Annotated in this window: 20 protein-coding genes and 1 pseudogene; 7 read left to right on the top strand and 14 right to left on the bottom strand. The window is 70.8% G+C overall.

Features of this window, described 5'->3' with window-relative positions; all coding sequences use genetic code 11:
* Positions 1–26: 26 nt before the first annotated feature.
* Entirely contained in the window at positions 27–2,963 is a 2,937-nt protein-coding gene (locus tag IG84_RS0136250; protein ID WP_078649884.1) for a UPF0182 family membrane protein, read from the bottom strand.
* A gap of 136 nt (positions 2,964–3,099) precedes the next feature.
* Here IG84_RS0136250 and IG84_RS0136245 point away from each other — a divergent pair.
* A pseudogene (locus tag IG84_RS0136245) lies at positions 3,100–3,615 on the top strand (PPA1309 family protein); the annotation flags it as partial.
* 65 nt (positions 3,616–3,680) lie between these two features.
* Here IG84_RS0136245 and IG84_RS0136240 read toward each other — a convergent pair.
* The 4 genes from IG84_RS0136240 to IG84_RS0136225 form a co-directional block, all read right to left on the bottom strand.
* Positions 3,681–4,775, bottom strand: coding sequence for a YlbL family protein (locus IG84_RS0136240; RefSeq protein WP_031067375.1), 1,095 nt, complete (start codon positions 4,773–4,775; stop codon positions 3,681–3,683).
* Between the two features lie 57 nt (positions 4,776–4,832).
* Positions 4,833–5,018, bottom strand: a complete 186-nt coding sequence (locus tag IG84_RS0136235) for a hypothetical protein (RefSeq protein WP_031067374.1) — start codon at positions 5,016–5,018, stop codon at positions 4,833–4,835.
* A gap of 316 nt (positions 5,019–5,334) precedes the next feature.
* Positions 5,335–5,814 (bottom strand): molybdenum cofactor biosynthesis protein MoaE, encoded by a 480-nt coding sequence (locus IG84_RS0136230; protein WP_031067372.1) that lies wholly within the window; start codon positions 5,812–5,814, stop codon positions 5,335–5,337.
* Between the two features lie 208 nt (positions 5,815–6,022).
* Complete coding sequence (locus IG84_RS0136225) at positions 6,023–7,174, bottom strand: SDR family oxidoreductase (protein ID WP_031067369.1); 1,152 nt, start codon at positions 7,172–7,174, stop codon at positions 6,023–6,025.
* Between the two features lie 247 nt (positions 7,175–7,421).
* On the opposite strand from IG84_RS0136225, the gene IG84_RS0136220 reads away from it, so the two are divergent.
* On the top strand, positions 7,422–8,912 hold the full coding sequence (locus IG84_RS0136220; RefSeq protein WP_031067366.1) for a zinc-dependent metalloprotease: 1,491 nt from the start codon (positions 7,422–7,424) through the stop codon (positions 8,910–8,912).
* A 2-nt stretch (positions 8,913–8,914) separates the two neighbouring features.
* Positions 8,915–9,445: an NUDIX hydrolase gene (locus tag IG84_RS0136215; protein ID WP_031067364.1), complete on the top strand. Its 531-nt coding sequence runs from the start codon at positions 8,915–8,917 to the stop codon at positions 9,443–9,445.
* A 78-nt stretch (positions 9,446–9,523) separates the two neighbouring features.
* Here the strand turns inward: IG84_RS0136215 and IG84_RS0136210 are convergent, their stop codons facing one another.
* The 4 genes from IG84_RS0136210 to IG84_RS0136195 all read right to left on the bottom strand — a co-directional run bounded on the left by IG84_RS0136210 (position 9,524) and on the right by IG84_RS0136195 (position 13,449).
* Complete coding sequence (locus IG84_RS0136210) at positions 9,524–10,282, bottom strand: AIM24 family protein (RefSeq protein ID WP_031067362.1); 759 nt, start codon at positions 10,280–10,282, stop codon at positions 9,524–9,526.
* A gap of 20 nt (positions 10,283–10,302) precedes the next feature.
* Positions 10,303–10,986, bottom strand: a complete 684-nt coding sequence (locus IG84_RS0136205) for an AIM24 family protein (protein WP_031067359.1) — start codon at positions 10,984–10,986, stop codon at positions 10,303–10,305.
* Positions 10,987–10,997: 11 nt separating this feature from the next.
* Complete coding sequence (locus IG84_RS0136200; RefSeq protein ID WP_031067356.1) at positions 10,998–12,722, bottom strand: TerD family protein; 1,725 nt, start codon at positions 12,720–12,722, stop codon at positions 10,998–11,000.
* Positions 12,723–12,849: 127 nt separating this feature from the next.
* Positions 12,850–13,449, bottom strand: coding sequence for a M48 metallopeptidase family protein (locus tag IG84_RS0136195; RefSeq protein ID WP_031067354.1), 600 nt, complete (start codon positions 13,447–13,449; stop codon positions 12,850–12,852).
* A 430-nt stretch (positions 13,450–13,879) separates the two neighbouring features.
* On the opposite strand from IG84_RS0136195, the gene IG84_RS0136190 reads away from it, so the two are divergent.
* From IG84_RS0136190 to IG84_RS0136180, 3 genes are all read left to right on the top strand, one after another.
* Positions 13,880–15,031, top strand: a complete 1,152-nt coding sequence (locus IG84_RS0136190; protein WP_031067353.1) for a TOMM precursor leader peptide-binding protein — start codon at positions 13,880–13,882, stop codon at positions 15,029–15,031.
* Between the two features lie 353 nt (positions 15,032–15,384).
* On the top strand, positions 15,385–16,860 hold the full coding sequence (locus IG84_RS0136185) for an ABC1 kinase family protein (RefSeq protein WP_031067352.1): 1,476 nt from the start codon (positions 15,385–15,387) through the stop codon (positions 16,858–16,860).
* A gap of 13 nt (positions 16,861–16,873) precedes the next feature.
* Positions 16,874–17,101 carry an OsmC family protein gene (locus tag IG84_RS0136180; protein WP_031067350.1) on the top strand — a complete coding sequence of 76 codons (228 nt, stop codon included), beginning with the start codon at positions 16,874–16,876 and terminating at the stop codon, positions 17,099–17,101.
* Here the strand turns inward: IG84_RS0136180 and IG84_RS38485 are convergent, their stop codons facing one another.
* The 5 genes from IG84_RS38485 to IG84_RS0136160 all read right to left on the bottom strand — a co-directional run bounded on the left by IG84_RS38485 (position 17,102) and on the right by IG84_RS0136160 (position 21,398).
* Positions 17,102–17,353 carry a hypothetical protein gene (locus IG84_RS38485; protein WP_037801365.1) on the bottom strand — a complete coding sequence of 84 codons (252 nt, stop codon included), beginning with the start codon at positions 17,351–17,353 and terminating at the stop codon, positions 17,102–17,104.
* A gap of 341 nt (positions 17,354–17,694) precedes the next feature.
* The gene (locus tag IG84_RS0136170) at positions 17,695–18,012 is read right to left on the bottom strand and encodes a hypothetical protein (protein ID WP_031067346.1); all 318 of its coding nucleotides are present in this window, start codon (positions 18,010–18,012) and stop codon (positions 17,695–17,697) included.
* A complete protein-coding gene (locus tag IG84_RS0136165) occupies positions 18,009–18,362 on the bottom strand; it encodes a WhiB family transcriptional regulator (protein WP_030264188.1) in 354 nt (117 codons plus the stop codon). The genes IG84_RS0136170 and IG84_RS0136165 overlap by 4 nt, the downstream gene beginning before the upstream one ends.
* Before the next feature lie 146 nt (positions 18,363–18,508).
* Complete coding sequence (locus tag IG84_RS40355) at positions 18,509–18,865, bottom strand: hypothetical protein (RefSeq protein WP_078649882.1); 357 nt, start codon at positions 18,863–18,865, stop codon at positions 18,509–18,511.
* A 193-nt stretch (positions 18,866–19,058) separates the two neighbouring features.
* On the bottom strand, positions 19,059–21,398 hold the full coding sequence (locus tag IG84_RS0136160; protein WP_051862843.1) for an ATP-dependent DNA helicase UvrD2: 2,340 nt from the start codon (positions 21,396–21,398) through the stop codon (positions 19,059–19,061).
* A gap of 143 nt (positions 21,399–21,541) precedes the next feature.
* On the opposite strand from IG84_RS0136160, the gene IG84_RS0136155 reads away from it, so the two are divergent.
* Positions 21,542–21,799, top strand: a complete 258-nt coding sequence (locus IG84_RS0136155) for a glutaredoxin domain-containing protein (protein WP_031067339.1) — start codon at positions 21,542–21,544, stop codon at positions 21,797–21,799.
* Positions 21,800–21,858: the final 59 nt, after the last annotated feature.

The raw sequence follows: 21,858 nt of genomic DNA, 5'->3' as shown, positions 1-21,858 counted from the left end.
CGCGGAGGCGGAGCCATAATCCGCGGTCAGCCGCCCTGCTTGTCCCCCTCGCCGGCACCGCCCTTGTCCGATGAACCGGCCTTCTCCCCCGCCTTCTTCTCCGCGGCGGCGGCCCGGTCCAGCGCGGCCTTCAGCTTCTTCTGCGCCTCGCCGTAGCCGGCCCAGTCGCCGGACTCGCGGGCCTTCTCGCCGTCCTCGTACGCCTGCTGGGCGTCGTCCAGGGCCTCCTGGACGCTCTGGTCCGAGGGAGGTGTCGTACTGCCCGTGTCCGGCGGCGTGGTGGTGTCCTCGTCGCCGTCGCCGACGTTCGGTGCCTTCTTCCCGAACACCACGTCCAGCGCCTCGCCGAGGCTGTTCTCGAAGGCCGCCTTGTTGCCGTAGCTGACGAGCACCTTCTTCAGCAGCGGGTAGTTGGTGCCCGCGCCCCGCAGATAGACCGGCTCGACGTACAGCAGGCCGCCGTCCAGGGGGACGGTGAGCAGATTGCCGTACTCGATCTCCGAGTCACCCTTCTTGAGGATGTTCAGCGTCTTGGCGACCGTGTCGTCGGAGTTGAACTTCGACTGCACCTGCTGCGGTCCGGGGACCGTGGTCTCGGACGGGAGTTTGAGGATTCTGATCTTCCCGTAGTCCGGACTCTTGGCGTTGGCGTCGACCGCCATGAACGCCCCGAGGTTGTCCCGCTTGTTCGGCGTGAACGTCGTCGTCAGCGAGAACGTCTGGCTCTTCTGGTCCGGCATCTTCATGCTCAGGTAGTACGGCGGAACCGCAGTCGCCGACTTGGTCGTCGGATCGTTCGGGATCTGCCAGCGCTCGCTGCCGGTGTAGAAGGTGTTCGCGTCGGTGACGTGGTACGTCGTGAGGAGCTGGCGCTGCACCTTGAAGAGGTCCTGCGGGTACCGCAGGTGCTCCATCATCCCGTTGCTGATCTTCGACTTGGGCTCGACCGTGCCGGGGAACGCCTTCATCCAGGTCTTCAGGACCGGGTCGTTCTTGTCCCACTGGTAGAGCTTGACCGAGCCGTCGTACGCGTCGACCGTCGCCTTGACGGAGTTGCGGATGTAGTTGACCTGGTTCTGCTGGGCCACCACCGCGCGCTGGCCGTCGGTCAGCGAGTCCGCCGTGGTGTCCCCGAGCGTGGTCCGCGAGGAGTACGGATAGCCGTTGCTCGTGGTGTACGCGTCGACGATCCACTTGATGCGGCCGTCGACCACCGCCGGGTAGGCGTCGCCGTCGATGGTGAGCCACGGCGCGACCGACTCCACGCGCTCCTTGGGCGTGCGGTTGTACAGGACGCGAGAGCCTTCGCCGATGGCACCCGAGTACAGGATCTGCGGCTCGCCGAAGGCCACGGCGTACGCCGCGCGGTTGACCGGATTGGCGAGGTTCACCCCGCTCTTGCCCTTGTAGCTGTAGCTCTTCTCGCCGCTGTCGTCGGAGTAGTCCAGCTCCTGCTGCGGCCCGCCGACGATGGAGTACTGCGTGGTCTTCTCGCCGTAGTAGATGCGCTGCTCGTGCTGGGGGAGGTGGCCCTTGGCAGGCAGGTTCTTCTCGGTGTAGTCCGGCTCGCCCTCATTGACCGTGCCGGTCCCCTTGGCGGTGACCGCGCCGTACCCGTGGGTGTACTTGAAGTGGTCGTTGATCCAGTTGCGCTCGGGGATGCCGGCGATGTTCAGCTCGCGCAGGCCGATGACGGTGTCCTGCTCCTTGCCGTCGCTGCCCTTGTAGCGGTCGACGTCGAGGGTGGCGGGGAACTGGTAGTACCCGCGGACCTGTTGCTGCTGCTGGAAGGTGGGCGAGACGACGTTCGGATCCAGCAGGCGCATGCTCGCCGTGGTGTCCGCCGCGTCCCGCAGCCGCTCGTTGTCCGTCTCGTCCTTGGGCTTGTAGTCGCCCTTGTAGCCGGTGACCTTGGAGCCGTCGATGCCGTACGCGTCCCGCGTGGCCTTGATGTTCTCCTTGATGAACGGGGCTTCCTTGGCCTGCTCGTTGGGCTGGACCTGGAACTTCTGCACGATCGCCGGGTACAGCCCGCCGATGAGGACGGCCGAGAGCACCATCAGGCCGAAGCCGATGACCGGGAGCTGCCAGGTCCGCCGCCACAGGGTGGCGAAGAAGAGCACGGCACAGATGGCGGCGATGAAGAACAGGATCGTCTTCGCCGGGAGGTAGGCGTGCGCGTCGACGTACCGCAGGCCCGTCCAGCCCTCCGCGGACTTCAGGCCGCTGGACTTCACCGCGAGGCCGTACCGGTCGAGCCAGTACGCCATCGCCTTGAGCGACACGAAGATACCCAGCAGCACCGACAGATGGCCGGTGGCCGCCGCGGTGGCACGGGAACCGGGGCTCGTGACGCGCAGGCCGCCGTACAGGTAGTGCGTGAGCGCCGCGGCGATCAGGCACAGCACCACACAGGCGAAGCCGAAGCTCAGCAGGAAGCGGAACCACGGCAGGTCGAAGGCGTAGAAGGAGATGTCCTCATGGAACTGCGGATCCTTCTGGCCGAACGGCACGCCGTTGACCCACTGCAGCCAGGTGCGCCACTGGCTGGAGGCGGACGCGCCGGCGATCAGGCCGACCAGCGCGGTGACCGCGACCAGCACCCACTTCTTGTACGGCGCGATGCTCATCCGGTAGCGGTCCAGGCTCTGCTGCTCCAGCGACATGGCGCTGAGCGGCGGGCGGAGCCGGTGGGCCAGCCAGACGTTGACCCCGATGGCGGCCGCCATCAGCACGCCGAAGAAGAAGAACAGGCCGACCTTGGTCCACAGGGTCGTGGTGAAGACCGAGGAGTACTTCACCGAGCGGAACCACAGCCAGTCGGTCCAGAACCCGGAGAACATCACGAAGAGCATGGCCAGCACAGCCAGCACGCCCAGGGTCAGGAGCCCGGTCCGCATCCGCCGGGACGGGCGGCCCACTCTCGTCCGTGGCCCGGCGGGGCCTGAGCCGCGGTCCGGCATCTGGAAAGCCAAGGTGCGCACCTCGAAGTTCGCTGTCGTATGAAGCGGGCCCGGTGATAGTAGGACCCACTCTTGCAACTTACTAAGGCTTTACCCGGTTCCCGTTTTCCGGGAAGTTCAGGGCACGATATTCCACATGACCAACCTCCCCGTTGACGGCACCCCTCTCGCCGCCGACCCACTGACCCGCGCCGTACTGGAAATCGACGAGTACGCCGCCGGGATCGGCTGGGACCAGCCCGCCCGACTGTTCGCCCTCGTAGACACCGCGCGCCTGCGCAACGAAGAGCCCGCGCTCGCCGCCCAGCTGGGCATCGACGAGAACGCCGACGCCTCCCTGACCCCCGTGGAGCAGGACGAGGTCCCCCCGACCGTCGCGCTCGACGAGTTCCTCGGCACCATCGCCTGGCCCGACGCGGTGGCCGGCTGCGCCATGACCGTGGAGCGGCTGATGCTGCCGCCGTCCGCCGAGGAGTCCGTGCCGGCCGGCATGGACGAGGACGCGCTCGCCAAGTGGGTCGCCGAACACCCCGACCGCCAGGAGGTCCGGATGACCGTGGCGGTACTGCGCGACGGCCGGCGCGAGTCGGCGCTGCGGCTGCGCGAGAAGGACTCCCTCCTGACGGTGGTTCGGGGCGGCTCGGGGGCCCCCGCCCAGCCGCCCAGCCGCCCCGCAAGCGCGCCCGAAAACCCCCCCGAGCCCGCCCCGAACCACCGTCAGGAGTGCGCGGCAGGCGTGCAGCTCGGCAAGTGCGCCGTGTCGCCCTTGCGGATCTTCGTCAGGGCCTGCATCGCGTCGTGAATGGTGTTCACCTTGACGAGCCGGAGGCCGTCCGGGGTGTCCTTGGCCGCGGTCGCGCAGTTGTCCTTTGGAGTGAGGAAGTACTCGGCGCCCTTGTCGCGGGCCGCGACGATCTTCATGGAGATGCCGCCGATCGGCCCGACCTTGCCCTTGTCGTCGATCGTTCCCGTACCGGCGACGAAGTTCCCGCCCGTCAGATCCGCGGGCGTGAGCTTGTCGACGATTCCGAGGGCAAACATCAGGCCCGCACTCGGACCACCCACATCGGCGAGCTTGATGTCGATCTCGAACGGGAACGTGTGATCGAGGCCGGCCTGGATGCCGACGATGGCCCGGCCGTCCGTGGCCTTCTTGGTCGTCAGCGAGACCTGGCGGCCGCCGGAGGGCTGCCGACCCTTCTTCTCCGCCGCGGCCGCTTCCTTGGCCGGGACCAGCGTGAAGGTGACCTTCTCGCCCGCCTTGTGCTTCGTGACCAGCCGTGCGACGTCCGCGGGCTGCTTCACCGCCGTCCCGTCCACCGCCTTGATGACGTCACCGGCGTGCAGCGTGCCGTCGGCCGGGGTGTCCTTCATGACCGAGGCGACCACGACCTGTGAGTTCACCGGGATATGCAGCTCGTCCAGGGCCGCCACCTTGGCGCTCTCCTGGGACTGGCTGAACTCCTCGGCGTTCTCCTGGTCGGCCTGCTCGGCCGTCTGGTTGTCCGGGTAGAGCGTCTTGTGCGGCACCACTGCGCTGTCGTGCGCCAGCCAGCCGTACGCCGCCTCGAAGAGGTTCATGCGGTAGTCGGGACCGGTGACGCGGACCGTCGTCATGTTGAGATGACCGGACGTCGGATACGTCTTGCGGCCGTCGATCTGCAGCACCGGCTCGCCCGCGTGGTCGCCGAGGGTGTTGACCGTGGGCCCCGGCGTCATCTGCGCGTACGGCACGGGAATCAGCACCCCGGCGCACAACAGCGCGATCAGCATGAGGGTCGAAGCGAGGAGCGTCGCGGTCCGGCGTGGCATGGAACGACAGTACGGGACGGGTATGACAAGCGGCCCGCGGGGCCGTCCGTACGGGGCTCAGGCCGCGTCGGAACGGACCTCCGCGGGCGGCACGTCCTCGCGCTCCATGGCCTCCCGGAAACGGGCGTACCCGGCGAGCTCAGCGACGTCCCCTGCCTTGCGGTACCTCGTGGTCCACGTACTCCACACGACGGCAGCCAGTGCGGCGAGAACCGGAATCAGCAACCAGAGAAGCGCACCCATAGCGGCCTCCCGACCCCTTGTACACAACCGCAACGACGAATAAGCAGATTAACCATCCGACAGCTCAACGCTCAGGCCCGGGGGCGGGTTACGCAACCGGAGGATGACATCGGCTGTCCGGCTGATCACCGGGCGTCTGCGGTGGGGCGCCCGTAGGGAGCGCGTACCCAGTTACGGGCAGCTCACCGCTCCCGTGCGCCTCATGAATGCGTCCTACACGCTTTCTTTACGCCATGGGAGCGAACCGACCACTTCGCGCGGGGCCCGAGGGGCGGCACTTCTGCGCCGACCCGCCCTCCACCCCCAGAAGACGGCGCTACGCGCCGACCCATTCTTCGGTCCCGTCCGAAAACGTCTGGTGCTTCCAGATCGGGACCTCGTGCTTGAGGTCGTCGATGAGCCGTCTGCACGCCTCGAAGGCTTCGCCCCGGTGCGCGCAGGACACCGCGACGACGACCGCGAGGTCACCGATGCTCAGATCCCCCACCCGGTGGACCGCGGCCAGCGCCCGGACCGGGAAGTCCGCTGCCACCTTCTCCGCGACCCGGCGGAGCTCCGCCTCGGCCGTCGGGTGTGCGGAGTAGCCGAGCCCGTCGACGTCCGAGCCGCCGTCGTGCGAGCGGACGGTGCCGACGAACAGGGCGGTCCCGCCGGACGCAGCGTCCCCGACGGCCGTGAACACCTCGTCCACGGACAGCGGCGTGTCCCGGATGCCCAACAGCCGGATCGGATCCGCTGTCCCCTGCTCACCGGGGTGGTCGGGGCGCGGCGACGGGTGGTGGTTCGTACCAGACATGTGCCCATCGTGCCCCACGGACGCGGCGCGGGGGAATGGCTGTTTCACCTGGTGTACCGACCGCCTTATGGAGGGTCCTACCAGACCGTAGGGGGACTGCCGCCGCGTACGGACGACGCATTCCCGCCGTCCGGAGGGAGCCACCGGTTCCGTACGGTTCCCGGCATTCCTGTGGTGCGCGTGCCCCGAGAGGCGCCGCCGCGCTGCCTCAGAGGCGCCGCCGGGCCTTACGGGCACGGCGTACGAGCGCGGCGGTACCCAGCAGCGCGACGGTCGCGCCCGCCGCACCGGCGGCGGTGGCGTCCTTGCGGCCCAGCCGGCGCCCGGCCACCGTGTGCCGTCCCGCGACCTCCTCCAGGAGCTCGGCGAGCACCTCCTCATTGGTCCAGCGGGGCCGCCAGCCCGCGTCGTGCAGCCGGCTGCCGCTGACCACCCACGGGTGCATCGTGTACGCCAGGTCACCGGCGGGCGAGGGCGTGAGCCCGATGCGGTGCAGCCGGGCCGCGGCGCCGAGGGCCACCGAGGAGGGCAGCTCCATCCTGCGGATACCGGTGAGCTCCTCGACCTCCTCCTGCTCCAGCCAGCCGTCGCAGCCCACCGCGAGCTCGCCCTCGACCTTCTCCAGGGCGGCGTACTCCAGTGCGCTGACCAGGTCTTCCACGTGGCAGAACTGCCACGTGGGGCGGGAGCCCGCGACGACCAGGAGGCGCGGCGACTCGAAGTACCGGGTGAGCGCGGTGTCGGTGCCGCCCACGAGGACGGTGGGGCGCAGCACGGTGACGTTGAGTCCGGGGTGGGCGCGCGGCGCCCGGTGGGCCAGCCGCTCGATCTCCATGAGGTCGCCGACCCCGGTGGCGTCCGCGGTCGCGCGCAGTTCGGCGTCCTCGGAGAGCGGGACGTCGTTGTCGGGCAGCGCCCCGTAGACCATCGCGGAGGTGCACAGGACGACCCGGTGCACGCCGGCCGCGGCAGCCGCGGTCAGGACGGTCTGGGTGCCGCGCACGTTGTACGCGGTACGGGCGGCCGGGTCGGTCTCCAGGTCGAGGTCGAGCGCGAGGTGGACGACGACGTCGGCGCCCCGGAGCTTCTCGGCGATGGCGGGGTCGCGGACATCCAGTACGTGCCAGTCGGCGTCCTCCTCGTCCCCGCGCCGCTCATCGATGGCCACGACCCGCTTGACCTCGTCGGACTCCAGCAGGGCACGGGTCAGCAGCGCGCCGGTACCGGAAGCGGCGCCGGTGACCGCCACGACGGGGCGGTGCTGCGGCGCGGCTGCCCCGGGGACGGTCGTATCGGACGTCTTCTCGGGCCTGGCAGCACTGTTTCGCGCTGCGCGAACGGTCGGATCTGGGGAACTCACCGGGCGTCTCCAGCGGTTGTCTTCAGTACGTATGCGCACCGGCGCGTACGGACAGCGTGCGTCCATCCTGCCGCAGGCACCCCGACAGCCAAGCACCGAGCCCCGGAGCGGCGCGGGGTGTCACAGGGGACGTCGGCCCGTCTTCTCCGCGGCCGCGGAGAACGGCCGGACACCCTCTAGGCTGGAAGGGAATGTCGGGCAGCCGCCGTCGGCCCGGGGCCGGCGGCCCTACGAGCCGAGGAAACCCGTGAGTGACAACCCATTCGGATTCGGCCTTCCGCCGGAGGAGCCGGAGGACGGCGACAACGGCAAGCAGAAGGGCGGCCAGGGAGGTAACCAGGGCCCCGCGAATCCGTTCGGGTTCGGCGGCGGGAGCGGCGGCGCGGACAATCCGTTCGCGGCGCTCTTCGGCGGCATGGGCGGGCCCGGGGGCGAGATGAACCCTGGCGACCTCGGAGCCGCCTTCCAGAAGCTCGGCCAGATGCTCTCCTACGAGGGCGGCCCGGTGAACTGGGAGATGGCCAAGGACATCGCGCGCCAGACGGTGGCGCAGGGCGCCCAGGACGGCAGCAAGGACGCCAGCGTGGCCCCGGGCGAGCGAGCAGCGGCCGAGGAGGCCGTGCGCCTCGCCGACCTGTGGCTGGACGGCGTGACGTCGCTGCCCTCGGGCGCGAACACCGTCGTGGCCTGGAGCCGCGCCGAGTGGGTCGAGGAGACCCTCCCGGTGTGGCAGGAGCTGGTCGACCCGGTCGCCGAGCGCGTCGGCGCCGCGATGGGCGACGTGCTCCCCGAGGAGATGCAGGCCATGGCGGGCCCGCTGCTCGGGATGATGCGCTCCATGGGCGGCGCGATGTTCGGTACGCAGATCGGGCAGGCGCTCGGCACGCTGGCCGGCGAGGTCGTCGGCTCCACGGACGTCGGACTGCCGCTGGGCCCGGCCGGCAAGGCCGCCCTGCTGCCGGGCAACGTCGAGGCGCTCGGCTCCGGCCTGGGCGTGCCGCCCGAGGAGGTGCGGCTCTACCTGGCGCTGCGCGAGGCCGCCCACCAGCGTCTCTTCGCCCACGTACCGTGGCTGCGCTCGCACCTCTTCGGCGCGGTCGAGGGCTACGCACGCGGCATCAAGGTCGACACCAGCAAGCTGGAGGACGCGGTCGGCCAGCTCGACCCGGCGCATCCGGAGCAGCTGCAGGACGCGCTGCAGCAGGGCATGTTCCAGCCCGAGGACACCCCGGAGCAGAAGGCCGCGCTGGCCCGTCTGGAGACGGCGCTGGCGCTCGTCGAGGGCTGGGTGGACGCGGTGGTGCACGCCGCCGCTGCCCCGCACCTGCCGTCGGCCGACGCGCTGCGCGAAACGTTGCGGCGCCGCCGGGCGACCGGCGGTCCGGCCGAGCAGACCTTCGCCACGCTCATCGGCCTGGAGCTGCGTCCGCGGCGGCTGCGGGACGCCTCGCGGCTGTGGGCCTCGCTCACGGACGCGCGCGGCCTGGAGGGCCGGGACGCGCTGTGGTCGCACCCGGACATGCTGCCCACGGCGCAGGACCTGGACGACCCGGACGGCTTCGTGCACCGCGAGCAGCTGGACTTCTCCGAGCTGGACAAGATGCTCGGCGAAGCGGCGAGCGGCACGGCCGAGGGCGGCAAGCCGGACCTGACCAAGCGCGAGGGCGCCGAGGGCGAGCGCTCCGAGGGCGACGGTCCCGAGGGCAAGGACGGCGGCGAGGGCGACGGCACCAAGTGACCGTGAGCCTTCATGAGAACGCGGCGCGGGTCCTCAAGGAGTGGCCCGCGCCCGCTGCCGACCAGGAAGAGCTGCGGCTGGCGTACCTGGACCACCTGGCCGCCCACCCGGACGGCATGTGGAAGCCCTGCGGTGACGGGCACCTCACGGCGAGCGCCCTGGTGATCGACCCGTCGCGCGGCCGGGTGCTGCTCACGCTGCACAAGAAGCTGCGGATGTGGCTGCAGATGGGCGGCCACTGCGAGCCCGAGGACGCCACGCTGGCGGACGCGGCGCTGCGCGAGGCGCGTGAGGAGTCCGGCATCGCCCGGGGGCTGACGCTGCTGCCGGGTGGCCCAGTGCGCCTGGACCGCCATCACACGCCCTGCGCGTGGCACTTGGACGTGCAGTACGCCGCGCTGGCCCCGGAGGGCGCCACGGAGGCGATCAGCGACGAGTCACTGGACCTGCGCTGGTTCCCGTACGACGAGGTGCCGGACGTGGCCGACGAGTCGGTGGTGCGGCTCGTGGAGCGGACGAGGGCGCTGCTGTAGGACGGAACGAGCGGGCCCGGCACCTTCCGGTGCCGGGCCCGCTCGCGTGTCCCTGAGACGCGCCCGAAGGCGCCCTGCTCAGTTCGTGAAGATGTTGCCCTGGTTCTGCCCGTGGGCGCCGCGCTGCCCCATCCCGTACTGGGCGGCGAGGCCCTGCCCGATAACCGCGTTCTGCGGCGGCAGCAGCTCGCTGGGCTGGACGAGCGCGTAGCCCTGTCCGAGGAAGCTGAGCTCCCAGCCCTCGCCCGTGCTGCCGCGGCGCCGCCACACGCCCGAGGAATGCGTCTGCGCCTGCATCTGGACGCGCAGCGAGGTCGACCAGGCGACCACCGCGTCCGCGTCGGCGTTGACGTACTTGTCGGGCGTCACCTGCATCATCAGGGGTTGGCCCGAGGTCATCAGCGCGACCTTGCCCCGCCCCGAGATGTTGAGCTGGTACTTGCCGGTGCCCGAGATGCCGTACTGACTGTCCACGGAGATGACCTCCCAGTGGAGCGTGGAGTCCAACGCGAGCACGTAGTTGCTGTCGACGGTCAGCCCGTCGTGGTCGACGTCCACGAGATGGACGTGCTGGGCGAGGTTGGCCAGGTAGACCGTGCCCTGTCCGGAGACGCGCATCAGGTCCAGGCCCTCGCCGGCCCGGGCGCGCCGCCGCTGCTGGTTCGGGGTCTGGTACTCCCCGTCGAATTCGAGCAGCCCCTGATAGGCGACCATCGTGCCCTTACGGGCCAGCAGGTCCTCGTGGCCGGTCAGCGCGACCCGCAGCAACTGCGGGTTCTGCAGCGCGTACCGGTCCTGGGTCTGCGCCTCTGTGTAGGCGAAAAGCGGGCTCTGCATGGTTACGTAAGTCCTCCCCCTCAGCCCCGGGCCCGGAGCCGGTCGGCGCTGTCCTCGCTGGGCTGTACGACCACGAAGCCCTGGCCGGAGAAGCCGAGCTGGTACGCCTCGCCGCTGCCGCGCCCGATCATCGAGGACGCCTTGAAGCTGCGCTTGCCCTTCACGTTCAGGTTGGTCGACCAGGCCACGAGCGCGTCCGGGTCCACGTAGGTCTCGTCCTCGCCGCGGCCGCAGTCGACGACGATCGGAGTGCCGCGCGAGGTCAGCGCGACCCATCCGGTGCCCGCGATCCCCACGTTGAACAATCCCTGTCCCGCGAACTTCGCCATCCCCTTGACGCGCTGCACGCCCCACTGGAGGTGCGCGTCGAAGGCGAGCAGGTTGGTGCCGTTCACGGAGATCGCGTCGTCGTTGAGGTTCAGGCACACGACGTCGGCGCCGTAGTCGGCGAGGTAGAGAAGACCGTCGCCGCTGGCCTTCATCAGGGGCGCGCCCTCGCCGGTCAGCCACTGGGAGGCCATCTGGCGCACGGCCGGCGGGTTCGGCTCGTACTGGACGAAGCCTTCGTAGGCGACCATCGAGCCGGTGCGGCAGAAGACGTCCTGGCCGCTCTGCATGGCGATCTTCACCATCGCACTGCCGTGGTTCTCCATGCGGGCCGCGGGTGCGGTCGGGGTGTAGCCCGAAAGCTGCTGCTGAGTCATGACGGGCTCCCTCAGACCTCGTAGGGCTGGACGACAATGAAGTTGCCGGGAGCGCCCCGGAACTGGAGGTTCACGGTCTCCCCCGAGTGGCCGGGGTACGCGCTGCGGCGCAGTCGCACCTGGCTGGAGATGATCACCTGGGAGGCGGCGGACCACGCGACGATGGCGTTGGCGTCCGCGAAGGTGGTCGGCGTGACGGGCAGTACGACGGGGGTTCCCGCGGTCTTCACGGCCACCGTGCCGGTGCCCTGGAACTGCATGGTGAACAGCGCGCCTCCGGGGATGCCGTGCCCTTCGATGCGGCGCACCTCGTGCTGCAGCGACTCGTCGAAGGCCAGCACGCTCTCGGCGTTGACGCAGATCGCGTCGCCCTGCAGCTCGATGGGGTGCACATGGGCGCTGTTCTCCGCGAAGAAGACCTGGCCCTGGCCGGAGCAGCGCATGAGCTGCATCTCCTGGCCGGTGGCGTTGCCCACGATGCGGCCGCGGAAGCCGGCGCCCTTGTAGCTGAAGTCGACCTTGCCCTGGTAGAGCACCATGCTGCCCTGGCGGGCCAGCACCGGCTGTCCGTCGACGCCGAGGTCGACCCGGATCAGCTTCTCGCTCTGGGGCGTCCAGCGCTGACCTGTGGGGGCTTCCCGGTACTTCTGCAGCGATGCCTCCAGCCCCGGGCCGCCCTGCTGCGGCACGGCGTACTGCCCGCTGCCCTGCGGCGCAGGCTGCCCGTAGGCGGGCGGCTGCTGGCCGTACGGACCGGGCTGGGCGGGCGGCGGCACGGGCTGGCCCGGATGGGGCGCGGGCGCTCCATAGGGGGCCGCCGGGGCAGGGGCTCCGTAGGGAGCGGGCTGCCCCTGGGGCGAGCCGTCCTGCGGCGTACCGTACGGGGCCTGCGGCGGAGTGCCGGCCGGCGGCACCATGGGGGCGGCGATGGTCGGCGCCGCGTGCATCTGGGCCTGCTGGTCCTGCTGCGGGGCCATCGGCTGCTGGCCGACAGCGGGTTCCGGCTGCGAAGCGTACGGCTGCGCGGGCTCCGGGACCGTGGGCTGCTGCGGGGCACCGAAGCCGGGCGCCGGGGCGGGTGCCGGGGCAGAAGCGGGTGCCGGGGCCGGCTCGGCGGCCGCGGGCGGCGCGAAGCCGGGCGCGGGCTCCGCGGCGGCGGGCGGCGCGAAGCCGGGAACAGCGTCCGGCTGCGGCGCGGCCTCCGCCTCCTCGGCGACCTCGCCGCCGAAGTTCTTCAGCAGCGCCTCCAGTCCGCCGTCGAACCCCTGCCCGACAGCCGCGAAGCGCCACACGTCCTTCATGTAGAAGTCGCCGAGCATGACAGCACGCTCGGTACTGAACTCGGTCCCCGTGAAGGAGTACCGCGCGACTTCCTCTCCCCCGGCGACGATCCGGATGTACCCCGGACCGATCTGCGACATCTGGCCCGCACCGTCGATCGCCGCGGTGAAGGACAGCTTCTGTACGTGCTGCGGGATCCGGTCGAGCGTGACCCGGAAGGACTCGGTGTCACCGGCCTGCGCACCGAGCTGCTGGAGGGACTCCTCGGGCGATTTCGGCTGGTTGAAGAAGATGAAGTACCGGTCGTCGGACAGCTTTTCGTCGGCGTCGAGGCCGAAACAGCTGATGTCGAAGGTCAGACCGGGACCGGCGATCCGTACGCCCACGTACAGATCCGTCCCTGCGGTCAGGTCACTGATCCTGGCCTTGTGGCCCCGTTGGAATTCCCTGGCCATACGTAACGACCGTCCCCCATCCGAGCTTGATTGCGTTGCGCGTCAGGCTAACGGCTGGTAGGGATGCGGCACGATGCCGGGGCTCGACGGTTCTGTCACGAAAGTGGCGGACGTGGCGGTCCCGCCGTCATTCGCTGCGCGCTGCGGGCAGATGCGGCAGCCGGTCGGCGGCGACCACTCCTTCGAGGTAGCCGCGCGCCCGCTCCGTACGGGGGTACGCCGTCAAGAGCTCCCAGAAGCTGGGACCGTGTCCGGGCACGAGCAGATGGGCCAGCTCGTGCACGAGCACGTAGTCGATGACGTACTCCGGCATGCCCTGCAGCCGGTGCGAGAGCCGGATGCTGCCCTCAGCCGGCGTGCACGATCCCCAGCGGGTGTTCTGGTTGGTGACCCAGCGCACGGACGCGGGGCGGGCCCGGCCGCCCAGGTACTGCGCCGACAGCCGCTCGGCGCGCTCGGCCAGCTCGTCGTCGCCCAGCATTCGCTTGCTCTCCTGGGCGGCCAGCTTGTCCAGCATGACCGTCACCCAGCGGCGCTCCTCGGCCTCGGACATCCGGGCCGGGATCAGGACGACGGTACGGTCGCCCTCTCTGTACGCGGAGACCGTCCGCCGCCGCCGCGAGCTTCTGCGCACCTCGACCGCGCTGGTGGCGGACGCGCGGCTCTGCGGGCTCGCTACGGTCCTGCGCTGCGGGTCGGCGGCACGGTGCGGTGGGTCGGCGGGCACGCCCCGACGTTACCTTCTGGCGCCGGGCGAAGTCCCGTCTCCGAGCCGGGTCGCGGGCGAAACCCTCCATGCCGGGTACAGAGACGCTCAGCACTTGTACGACTAATCGCGCCTTCTGTGGATAACTTCAGGCACCGATCCGGCCTTTGCCGCATGCTCGAGCCGTACGCCAGATCCGGACCTCCGCGGACGGCCGGAAGACCACCGCGAAGCCCAAGATCACTGACCGGAAGTCCGTGACCATCCGACCCATCCAACGACACCACCGACCGGCACCGCAGCACCAACGGGGGACGACATGCCACACCCACAGCTGACCATCTCACCACCCACACCTTCCTCACCACCGAAACCGCGGAAATCCACCTCCCGTCCCCATCCCTCTCCTCTCCCCTCTCTCCCGTCACCTCCCCTTCCTTCCCCCCACCCGATGCTCAAGCCGGCTCTGCGGCGCGGCTGGCGGGACAGGGCCACCGTGCGCTTCGGCGTCGCCCCCGCCCACGCCGTGGTGGTGGGCCCCCTGGACAGTGCGACCGGCAGTCTGCTGAGCCTGATCGACGGCACCCGCAGCGTGGAGCAGCTGGAGCGCGAGGCGAAGGCGCTGCAACTCCCGCCGGGCCATGCCCGTGAAATCGTCGGCCGCCTGCACGCCGCCGGGCTGCTGGAGGCTCCGGCCCGCGGCACCCCGGCGACCGAAGCGCTCCAGACCGACCAACGCGCCTTCGACCGGTTACGCCCCGACCTCGCCGCCCTGTCGGTACGCCATCGCGACTCGGCGGGCGCCGACGAACGGCTGTGGGCGCGCCGCTCCGCGCGGGTGCTGGTGCGCGGCACGGGCCGGGTGGGCGCGGCGATCGCGGCACTGCTCTCCGCGGCGGGTGTCGGACAGGTGGACGTGTACGACAGAGGCCGGATCGAGCCCTGGGACGTACTGCCTGCCGGCTTTCCCGCCGACCGCGTCGGCGAGCGGCGCGATGTGACCGCCCGCCGCCTGGTCAGCGTCTCCTCTCCATGGAAGCGACGAACGGGCCGCCCCACCAGGACCAGCGGCGGCGCGTCCGCCCCGTCGGAGCAGCCACCGCTCGCCCTGACGGTGCTCGCCCCGCGGGACGGCCTGGCCGCCTACGCCCCCGACCCCACGCTCGCCGAGCCGTACCTCGCCTCCGGCATGCCCCATCTGTACGTCGGCGTGATCGAGGCCACGGGAGTGGTGGGTCCGCTGGTGCTCCCCGGCGACTCGGCCTGCGCCGGCTGCTGGGAGCTGCGCCGTACGGACGCCGAGCCGGCCTGGCCCCTGCTGCTGGCCCAGTGGCGTTCGGGCCGCGCCGCGCCGGTCGTGCCCGCCTGCGACGCGGCGCTGGCCACGACGGTGGCAGGACTCGCCGCGACACAGGTCCTGACGTTCCTCGACGGGCATCTGCCACCCTGTACGGGCGCACGGACAGAGCTTGCGCTCCCCTGTATGAGCTGGGACACCGATCGGATCGAGGCTCACCCGGAGTGCGCTTGTGGCGCGGCGCGCTCCCCCGCCACCGCAGCCGCCTCGGATCCTCGTCCCCGACACGCAACAATGACGGAGTAACCCCACCCGGGGCCAGCGCGAGTTGGAGGGGCGCATGCCGGCACAACCTCACCCAGCGGTCACCGATCCCGCGGACGCCACCCACGCCGTCCCGGCCGCCTCCGCCCACCCCGCCGGCGTCACCGACCTCGCCGGCCCGACCGCCCTCACCGTCCCGACCGGTCCGACGGCACCCTGCCTTCCAACTGAACCGGTCGTTCCAAATGCACCCTGTTTTCCAACTGAACCGGCTGTTCCAACTGAACCGGCTGCTCCAACCGATCCATCCGCTCTGATCGATCCGACCGCTCTGACTCACCTGACCTGTGGGAACAACGCTCCCGGCCGAGTCGGGACCTTGGGAGGACGCGCACATGTCTGATCTGCCGCGCAAGGCCGTCGTCCGGACCGCCAAGCTCGCCGCCCTCCCCTTGGGCTTCGCCGGACGCACCGCCCTCGGACTCGGCAAGCGCATCGGCGGGCGGCCGGCGGAGATGATCGCCACGGAGCTCCAGCAGCGCACGGCTGAGCAACTGTTCGCGACGCTGGGCCAGCTCAAGGGCGGCGCGATGAAGTTCGGGCAGGCGCTGTCCGTCTTCGAGTCGGCGCTGCCGGAGGAGATCGCCGGGCCCTACCGTGCCGCGCTGACCAAGCTGCAGGAGGCGGCGCCGCCGCTGCCCTCCGCCACCGTCCACGCGGTGCTCGCCCAGCGGCTGGGCGAGGACTGGCGGGAGCTGTTCGCGGAGTTCGACGACAAGCCGTCGGCGGCGGCCTCGATCGGACAGGTGCACCGGGCGGTGTGGCACGACGGCCGCGAGGTCGCGGTGAAGGTGCAGTACCCGGGTGCGGGCGAGGCGCTGCTCTCCGACCTCGCCCAACTGGGCAGGTTCGCGCGCCTGCTGGGCCCGCTCATCCCCGGGATGGACGTCAAACCGCTGATCACCGAGTTGCGCGACCGGGTCTCGGAGGAGCTGGACTACGGCCTGGAGGCGGCGGCTCAGCGCACGTTTGCCGCGGAGTTCGCCGACGACCCGGACGTCGTGGTGCCGGCCGTCGTCCACCAGGGCGACGAGGTGCTGGTCACGGAGTGGATGGAGGGGGTACCGCTCTCCGAGGTGATCTCGGGCGGCAGCCCGGAGGAGCGGGACCGCGCCGGACAGCTGCTGGCCCGCTTCCTCTTCTCCGGCACCGCCCGTACGGGCCTGCTGCACGCCGACCCGCACCCGGGCAACTTCCGCCTGCTGACCGGGCACGCACCGGACGGGCCGCCGGAGGAATGGCGGCTGGGCGTACTGGACTTCGGTACGGTCGACCGGTTGCCGGACGGGCTGCCGCCCACGATCGGCACCTCGCTGCGGATGACGCTGGACGGCCGAGCGGATGCGGTCTACGAGCTGCTGTGCGAGGAGGGCTTCATCAAGGACTCCGTCGACCTGGAGCCGGACGCGGTGCTGGACTATCTCCTGCCGATCATCGAGCCGGCGCAGGCGGAAGAGTTCACCTTCACCCGGGGCTGGATGCGCAACCAGGCCGCCCGGATCGCGGATCCCCGCTCCCCCGCCCACCAGCTTGGCAAGCAGCTGAACCTGCCGCCGGCGTATCTCCTGATACACCGCGTGACGCTGAGCACGATCGGCGTCCTGTGCCAGCTGGGCGCGACGGTCCGGCTCCGCGACGAACTCACCACATGGCTACCGGGCTTTGTCCAGCCCGCCCCCGCCGCCGAGCCCGCCCCTATCCCCACCCAATCCATCCGCGACGCCAGTCCCGACGCGGAGACCGGCACCGGTACGGGTTCCCCGATCGGCGCGGCTACAGACGAGGAGGACGCGGAAGAAACCTCCGCCTGACCTACTCCATCAAGTGGCCTACCCGGCCGGGGAGAACGAGGGTCTCGCGGACACCTGTAAGGCAGGCGTGGGAGGTTCGGCCGGCCCGCGGCCGCACGAGCTCCTGGAGGCCGCGCTCACCACCTGCATGACGATCACGGCGCGGATGGCGCTCGTCGATCTCGGCGTGGAGGGGATCGGCGAGACGGAGGGCGGGATGAGCGTTCAGGTGACGCTGGAAAGTGGGGAAACGGTCAAGTGATCACCACCAGGCGGAGTCCAGGCGGGATTCGATGGCGCGGAGGTGGGTGCGGGCACAGGTTTCGCAGAAGTAGCGGCGGGTGCCGTTCTCGACGGAACAGGTCCAGGTCGCCGGTGTGCCGTCGGCCACCGCGCCGCACCGGGCACACACCGTGCCCTCGCCGGTGCCGCCGGGCCCGCCGGTCTGGGCGGACCAGTCGGTCCGGTCGGTTTCGTCGGTCAACTCCGCCCGTTCATGCGTCTCATGGTCCACTGCCCGACGATATCTCCGCCGAGGCCGACAGTACGTGCACAGCGCACCAGTAAGACTGTGCGTGTCGGAGCACGGCCCCGGCATCCGGCGCACGGGCCCGCCGCCCCGGCGCACGGTCCGCTCACCGGGTGCACGCTCGATCACAACGGCGCACGAACTGATCGAGATATGACAACGCACGATCTGGATCCGGACGGTACGACGCACGAGTCGTCCGCGAGCCGCTGACCCGCCACGCACCACGCCCCCTGCCCCCACGCAGCGCGTAGCGCGCCGCACTGCCCGGGTGGGGCGTGGGGCGCGCTACGGGTTGGGCAGGCGACGGGCGGGCGTCACCGGTGTCACTGCATGACGGCCATGGCCAGGGCGCGGCGGGCGCGGAGGGAGACGCGTTCGGCGCGGCGCTGCATGCGCCGGGCCGCGGCGAGCCGGAGGGCTCTGCGTTCGGTCTCGGCCTCGCTCAAGCGCTGATGGATATGGGCCCTCGCCAGGGCTTCTGGGATGAGTTGCATTTCACGGGTCCTGTTCTGACGACGCTCGTTCGCGCCGGAGTTCGCGGGGGCGGGGGTGTCGGTGAAGGAGGGGGTCATCGTGGAGTCCTGCTTCTGGGGGTCCCGGGTGGCGGGACGGTCGATCGTTCCTGTGCCTGTGGTGTTCATGCCGCGACCGGGTTCTTGCGCGGACGGCCACGCGGGCGCTTCCGGGGGACGACGACGCCCTGGACGAAGAGCTCACCGCCCCAGACACCCCAGGGCTCACGGCGGTCCTTGGCGCCGGCCAGGCACGCCTCGCGCACGGGACAGGTCTGGCACAGCGACTTGGCGTACTCGACGTCGGCCGGGGACTCGGCGAAGAAGACCTCCGGGTCGTAGGTGCGGCACGGGACGGCGGCGCCGAGGCGGTCGATCTCGTCGTCGAGCTCGGTGAGGGGCAGCAAGGGGTTCTCCTGGAGGTCGGGCGGGGGAATCAGGTCGGTGGCGACGGACGGGGTGTGCGTCTGGAGTTGCACGGTGGTGTGTTCCTCGTCTGTTTTGCCCGGCTGGTGGCTGGGCTGTCGTGTGGCCCCCTCTGCCGGCTGCAGAGGGGCAAACAAAAGGGCCGCGGATCCCGGTGTGGGTTCCGCGGCCCTGGAAGGTGCCGACCTGATCTCGCCGATCAGGCTGGATCACTCCAGGGTTCGAGCCCGCGGAAGGCCCACATGCTGTTCTGCTGCGTGAGGTACTGAGTCGTGGCGTACTGAGTCCGGGATTCGGCACCATTGGCCGCCGCAAAGGCAAAAGCGTGCGCGTTTGCCGCTGCTGCTACCTCAGGTGCCTTGGTCGGTCGCTCGCTGCGCTCACGAATCGGAAGAATCGCGAGGGACGCAGGACGCACTGCCGCGACGCCGGACGGACGGACGGAACCGGACAGGCCGGCTCCGGACAGACCGGTGCCATGGAGCGAAGAGCCGAGCGGGCAGGTGGCGGCGACCGAGAGATCGGTCATTTTCTGGGTCTCGATGAAGCTGATCACTGGTCTCGCCTCCTTTCGGCGTCTTCGGGGACCGATGCGAACCGGTCCGGGTTGTTCAGTACAGCACGAATCCAACGGTTCTCGGAAGGCCCGTTGTCTCCGTGCTTCCGAAGGCTATGGGGATGCGCTCCGCGCGCGCAAACTATTTTTCCGACGACTTTTGCGCGTCGCAGAAACCGTTCCCCGGAAGCCCTCATTCCGTAGCGTCCTCGTCACCTCCGGCCTGGTCCGCCGCGAGTTCTCCACCAGGGAGTTCCTCTCCCGCGCACAGGGCCAGGACGTCGGCGCCGAATCTGCCGAGCTTGCGCCTCACTACTCCAGGGATGCTCGCCAGCTCCTGCTCGGTTCCCGGAACGGCCTCCGCTATCGCCATGAGTGTCTTGTCGGTGAAGACGCAGAATGCCGGCTGGCCCAGCGCGGCGGCCTGCGCCTCGCGCCAGTCCCGCAGCCGCTCGTACAGCCCCTCGTCGAGGTCGGAGGGGCAGTCCTCGCAGCGCATCAGCTTCATCTCGCCGCCGTCGTTGAGCACCCGGCCGCACACCCGGCAGCGGATCGGCCCGCGGCGCTTGCGGCGGACCGCGTTCCGCTCCCCGCCCGGACCGGCCGCTCCTCCGCCGCCGATGCCGCGCTCGATGCCGCCGCTCCCGCCGGGCGAGCGGTGTCCCGCGCCCCCGGAGCCCGGTCGCAGCCCTTTCAGGAACCGGCTGGCGCTTCGGTGGGCCCGGCCGCCGGGAGACCGCGAGAGGGACCACGAGAGGCTCAGGTGGCGGCGGGCGCGCGTGATGCCGACGTACAGCAGGCGGCGCTCCTCCTCCAGCTGCTCGTCCGTCTTGGCATACGTGATCGGCAGCATGCCGTCGGTGAGGCCGACGAGGAAGACCGCGTCCCACTCCAGGCCCTTGGCGGCGTGCAGCGAGGCGAGCGTCACACCGTCGACGGTCGGGGCGTGCTGCGCATTCGCCCGCTCGTCGAGCTCGGCGACCAGGTCGGCGAGGGTCGCCCCGGAGCGGGCCCGCGCGAAGTCCTCGGCGAGCCGGACCAGCGCTGCCAGCGACTCCCAGCGGTCTCGCACGGCGCCGGAGCCGGCCGGCGGCCGGTCGCCCCAGCCCATCTCGCTGAGCACGGCCCGCACCTCGGAGGGCAGGTCCATGGCGTCGTCCAGCAGGGCGTCGTTCCCGCCGAAGCGGGCCGCGGCGCGCAGCTTGTGCCCGGCCTCGCGGACCTCCGGACGCTCGAAGAACCGCTCGGCCCCGCGGAGCTGGTACGGCACGCCCGCGTCGGCCAGCGCCTGCTCGTACACCTCGGACTGGGCGTTGATGCGGAACAGGACAGCTATCTCGCCCGCGGGCACGCCCGAGGCGATGAGGTCCCTGATGCGGCGCGCTGTGCCCTCCGCCTCGGCGGGCTCGTCGCCGTACTCGGTGTGCACCGGCTCCGGGCCCGCCTCTCGCTGGGAGATCAGCTCCAGGCGGTGCTCGGCGGCGCGGCCGCGGGCCTGGGCGAGGAGGCCGTTGGCGAGATGGACGATCTGGGGGCTGGAGCGGTAGTCGCGGACCAGCTTCACGACGGTCGCGCCGGGGTGACGGGTGCGGAAGTTCAGCAGGTGATCGGGGGTGGCGCCGGTGAAGCTGTAGATCGTCTGGCTGGCGTCGCCGACCACGCAGAGGCTGTCGCGGTCGCCGAGCCACAGCTCCAGGAGGCGCTGCTGGAGGGGGCTGACGTCCTGGTACTCGTCGACGACGAAGTGCTGGTACTGGGCGCGGACCTGCTCGGCGATGTCCGGGCGCTCCTGCAGCACGCCGACTGTGAGCAGCAGCACGTCCTCGAAGTCGATGACGCCGCGGTCCCGCTTGAGGTCCTCGTACGTGCGGTAGATCTGGGCGATCTCGGCGGGGTCGCGGGGGGCCTCGCGGGTCGTCTTGGCCACGGCGGCGGGATAGTCGGCGGGCACCGTCTGGGTGACCTTGGACCACTCGATCTCGCTCGTGACGTCGCGCAGCTCCGTGCGGTCCAGCCGGATGCCGGAGCGGGTCCCGGCCTCGGCGACGAGCTGGACCTTGCGGTCCAGCAGCCGGGGGACCTCGCCGCCGACGGCCTTGGGCCAGAAGTACTGGAGCTGGCGCAGCGCGGCGGAGTGGAACGTACGGGCCTGGACGCCGCCGGCGCCGAGCTGGCGCAGCCGGCCGCGCATCTCGCCCGCCGCGCGGTTGGTGAACGTGACGGCCAGGACGGTGTTCGGCTGGAGGATGCCCGCGCGGACGCCGTAGGCGATGCGGTGGGTGATCGCGCGGGTCTTGCCCGTGCCCGCACCGGCCAGCACGCAGACGGGGCCGTGCAGCGCGGTGGCGACCTCGCGCTGCTCGGGGTCGAGCCCTTCCAGCACCGCGTCGGCGTCCGCCGGGGCGGCGGGGAAGTTCGTCGCCTGCGGTGCCTGCGGGAAGAGGGTGGGATCCGTTGCTGCTGTCACCCCGCCATGCTGCCAGGTCCACGGCGGCGGCCGGGAATGTTGTCCACAGCCGGGCCCTGCGGTCATATGAATACGCGCGTCCCGTAGACGGCCGGGAATGGCCGGGGGTGGTGGCGCGTTAAACCTTCCGGCCGCGGCAGTCGCCGCGGTCCCCAGCAGCAGAGCTGATCACAGCACACAGCTGACCAGCACGAAGGAGTACGGGACTCATGGCGGGCACTGTCACGATGTACAGCACCACGTGGTGCGGTTACTGCCGTCGGCTCAAGGGCCAGATGGACCGCGAGGGCATCGCGTACACCGAGGTCAACATCGAGCAGGACCCGGAGTCGGCGAAGTACGTGGAGGCCGTGAACGGCGGCAACCAGCTCGTGCCGACGGTCGTCGTGGTCCCCGAGAGCGGTGGCGAGCAGCACGCGATGGGCAACCCGCCGCTGGCGTGGATCAAGGAGAAGCTCGGCGCCTGAGGCCCGCGGCCGGATGCGCGGAGGGCCGGAACCCTTGGGGTTCCGGCCCTCACGCATGT

Origin of the sequence: Streptomyces ochraceiscleroticus, from assembly GCF_000720485.1 — a bacterium.
GTDB classification, from domain to species: domain Bacteria; phylum Actinomycetota; class Actinomycetes; order Streptomycetales; family Streptomycetaceae; genus Streptomyces; species Streptomyces ochraceiscleroticus.
Note: the sequence above shows the minus strand (reverse complement) of the source record. Positions and strands in the feature narration are given on the sequence as shown.